This window comes from Chamaesiphon sp. VAR_48_metabat_403, assembly GCF_031422475.1.
GTDB lineage: Bacteria > Cyanobacteriota > Cyanobacteriia > Cyanobacteriales > Chamaesiphonaceae > Chamaesiphon.
On the sequence record NZ_JANPLS010000058.1, the window covers coordinates 1 to 3,642 of the forward strand.

At 47.1% G+C, this 3,642-nt stretch carries 5 protein-coding genes; 4 read left to right on the top strand and 1 reads right to left on the bottom strand.

The genetic code is table 11. The annotated features are described in order from the left end of the window. Positions 1 to 394: 394 nt before the first annotated feature. From RMO79_RS02810 to RMO79_RS02825, 4 genes are all read left to right on the top strand, one after another. Positions 395 to 1,003, top strand: coding sequence for a flavin prenyltransferase UbiX (locus RMO79_RS02810; protein ID WP_310481537.1), 609 nt, complete (start codon positions 395 to 397; stop codon positions 1,001 to 1,003). A gap of 158 nt (positions 1,004 to 1,161) precedes the next feature. After that, complete coding sequence (locus RMO79_RS02815; RefSeq protein WP_310481538.1) at positions 1,162 to 2,031, top strand: hypothetical protein; 870 nt, start codon at positions 1,162 to 1,164, stop codon at positions 2,029 to 2,031. A 161-nt stretch (positions 2,032 to 2,192) separates the two neighbouring features. Further along, positions 2,193 to 2,576 (top strand): AbrB family transcriptional regulator, encoded by a 384-nt coding sequence (locus RMO79_RS02820; protein ID WP_310481539.1) that lies wholly within the window; start codon positions 2,193 to 2,195, stop codon positions 2,574 to 2,576. Between the two features lie 38 nt (positions 2,577 to 2,614). After that, a complete protein-coding gene (locus RMO79_RS02825) occupies positions 2,615 to 2,869 on the top strand; it encodes a hypothetical protein (RefSeq protein WP_310481540.1) in 255 nt (84 codons plus the stop codon). 175 nt (positions 2,870 to 3,044) lie between these two features. On the opposite strand, the gene ureG is transcribed toward RMO79_RS02825, so the two are convergent. Then, positions 3,045 to 3,642: urease accessory protein UreG (gene ureG / locus RMO79_RS02830; protein WP_310481541.1), on the bottom strand; the 598-nt coding region annotated here is incomplete at its 5' end.

Here is a 3,642-nt window from a genome sequence, read left to right on the forward strand (position 1 = left end):
TAATGATGGATCCAGGCTTAATTCCGCCTAATGTATGGCAGCCACGGGGGTAGGCTTTAGGCTTTAGGCTTTAGGTTTGAGAGGGTGCCTGAAAAATCTAGTTTGTTAAGCGTAAACCCTATAAATCCCCCCTAGCCCCCCTTGAAAAGGGGGGAACCGGATCCGGAAGTCCCCCTTGAAAAGGGGGATTTAGGGGGATTCAGATCTACGATCGAAGCCAATAAGACTTTTCAGACACCCTTTGAGCGAAGATCTACCCACCCCGCCCTACGGGCACCCCTCCTCGGAGGGGATTTTCCCTACTTCGTACTCCCTACTTCGTACTCCCTACTTCGTACTCCTTACTTCTTACTTCTTACTTCTTACTTCTTACTCCTTACTCCTTACTCCCCAAATGAAGCCCCTCATCCTCGGTATCACTGGCGCATCTGGCTTAATCTATGCCATTCGAGCGATTAAATACTTACTGGCTGCTGACTATCACATCGAACTAGTCGCATCTCGATCGACATACATGGTATTTCAAGCCGAAGACCAAATTAGGTTGCCCAGCGAACCAGACGAACAGGCAGACTTTTGGCGAGAACAGGCTGGAGTCCCCACGGCGGGCAAACTCCGCTGTCATCGTTGGGGAGATGTTGGCGCGAACATCGCCAGCGGTTCGTACCGAACTCAAGGCATGATAATTATGCCCTGTAGCATGAGCACCGTCGGAAAATTAGCAGCGGGATTGAGTGGCGATTTACTAGAACGAGCTGCCGACGTTCAGCTTAAAGAAGGTCGCAAACTAGTCATCGTCCCCCGCGAAACCCCCTTGAGCCTGATTCACCTCAGGAACCTTACCACTCTAGCTGAAGCGGGTGTAGCGGTCGTTCCAGCCTGCCCTGCGTGGTATCATAAGCCCCAATCGATCGACGACCTGGTCGATTTTGTCGTTGCCAGAGCCTTAGATCGACTCGACATCGACTGCATTCCCCTCAATCGGTGGAAGAGCGATAGCTAGGAGAGAGACGGGGAGACGAAGGGACGAAGGGACGAGGAGAATAGATAGATTTTTAATCCAAAATCTTCCTCACTCGCAGTCCCCCCGTCTCCCAGTCCCCCAGTCCCCCCTCCCCGCTCGATCTTTTACACATCCAGATCTAGCAACAATGTTGTTATATGAAAATTATTATTGTCATCCTCGTCCCGATCTTATTAGGAATTGTGGTGGGATCTAATTTATTGCCAACGATGGCGATCGTGATTTTTAATCAGCCCACCATGACCTTACCGATCGGTGTGTGGTTGATTATCGCGATCGGATTGGGATTATTATCTAGCATTACGATCCGCATATTACTAGAGATCGATCGCCGAGTGAAAGATCGCCAAACTCGCCAAGTGCGATCGCGTAGCGTCGGTGCAGCCGATGAAGATGTTTTTACTTATACCTCACCCGATCGTTCATCCGCAACCAAAAATGTCGATCCGATCGTTCGAGATGAAATTCCCCCATCAGCTAAAACTAGCCCATTTAGAAGTTATCGAACGAAGTTAACCGAGCGATTTACTCCCAAGCCATCAGTACAGACAAACTTCGACGATCGTGACGATGATTGGGAAGATCGATCGACTGAAAATCGCCAGCTAGATTGGGAAGATTCGCCCTTACCGCGCCCGCAAAATGTCCGGTCGTCGAGTAATAAATCTACATTTGAAACCGCTGCTCCTGTGGATCGGCAGAGCCAACGAATCGAGCCAGATCGGTACGCGCAAACAGACGAAGATCGGCAGTTATCCACTAGTCGAGAAGTATACGATGCTGATTTTCGATTGATTCAACCGCCCTATAAACAGCCGCTAGAAACTGAATTTGATGACGAACCAGACTCAGCAGATTTAGACGATCCCGATTTAGATGAAGCAGATGACAATATCCCTTCAGTCAAACCCACATCATCGAATCGCTCCTCACCTCCAAACGATCTTGATGATGAAGATTGGGGATTTGATTTTGACGATCGGGATCTCCCCAATCGAGCAAATTGAGCGCGAGCTGTGACAAAATCTAATTAACCTTAAAGTTTATTGGAACTATAACTATAATTGCGTGCATAATATATTAATATAAGGTGAGCTTCATCAAAGCTAATACATAAAGTAAATTGCAGATCGAGCCACAAACATCCGCCATATCCACTAGTTAAACTATGCCTAAAGTCGATTCCGTAGCAGAACCAACCATCCCTACAGCACCACTTACCGGGAAAGCTCTGCTTCAAAAAGTCAAAGAACTTTCACATCTTGCCAAGCGTGAAACTGCTACACAGTGTGGCTATGTGAAAACTACCAAAGCAGGTGTCACCCGCACCGATCTATCTGGATTTTATGATGCTGTGCTGACAGCAAAAGGAGTCAAACTTGACGAAACCAGTAGAGATAATCGTGGTAAAACCGCTACCTATAAGGCGACGGTTCATAAGAATGGTCAATTATTGATCGGGGCTGCTTATACCAAGGAAATGGGATTGAAAGAGGGCGATACTTTTAGTATCAAACTAGGTTATAAACATATCCACTTGGTTCAAGATTAATTCGCCCGAACGCAGCCGTAGTAACGGCAATTCATAAATTGCCGTTACTACGGCTGCTATTTAACGATCGCCCGATCTCCCAAACCGATTGGTCGAAAATTACCACATTAGAAATTCGATCGCTCAATCAGAGCGATCTCGATCGCAAATTGCTAAGTCTCAACCGCACTAAGCAGCGACAGATCTCGACAAAACTGTATCCGTTGATGCATAAATTGTCGATAGATCGCACTAAACAGCAACAGACTTTGGGGTGCAGCCATCGAGAGATCGACGCACTGCTCGGATTGTAGCTACTTGTGATAAGTCAGAGCGCAAACTGAACTATCGCTCGTCCGAACATCAGCGGATTAAACAAGCGATATTATTTCAATTCGATTGACTGCTGGCGATCGTATTCCGTCCGAATAGCTATCTGCTTGAAAGATCGATTGTTGCATCTCAATTAGATGCTCTGAGAGCCGTTCCTTAGCGATCGACAGCAATATGACTGATTACAAAATCGACGACTTCCGACAAACCCGTACCGAGTTTCAGGTTGGTAAAAATAAACGGTTTGTCCCCACGCATCTTAATACTGTCTCGTTCCATAATCGCCAGATCGGCTCCAACTTGGGCGGCAAGATCGATCTTATTAATTACCAATAAATCTGACTTAGTAATCCCTGGGCCACCCTTGCGGGGAATTTTATCACCACCTGCAACGTCGATCGTGTAGATGGTCAAGTCTACTAACTCTGGGCTAAAAGTAGCTGCAAGATTGTCGCCACCACTTTCGAGAAAGACAATATCTAGGTCGGTAAACTTCTGCTCCAATTGCTCGATCGCAGCAATATTCATCGACGCATCTTCACGGATGGCTGTATGCGGACAACCGCCAGTTTCGACCCCAATAATCCGCTCTGGCTCTAGTGCCTGACTATTAACCAAAAACTGAGCATCTTCTTGAGTATAAATATCGTTGGTTACTACCGCCAATTGGTAGCGATCGCGCAACTTCTTGCACAAACCATCGAGTAATGCCGTTTTACCCGAACCAACAGGCCCAGCAATACCAACGCGGAGG

What these genes read in the sequence shown, in the direction of transcription:
- RMO79_RS02810 (WP_310481537.1), top strand. Translation starts at nt 395, where the DNA reads ATGAAGCCCCTCATCCTCGGTATCACTGGCGCATCTGGCTTAATCTAT.
- RMO79_RS02815 (WP_310481538.1), top strand. Translation starts at nt 1,162, where the DNA reads ATGAAAATTATTATTGTCATCCTCGTCCCGATCTTATTAGGAATTGTG.
- RMO79_RS02820 (WP_310481539.1), top strand. Translation starts at nt 2,193, where the DNA reads ATGCCTAAAGTCGATTCCGTAGCAGAACCAACCATCCCTACAGCACCA.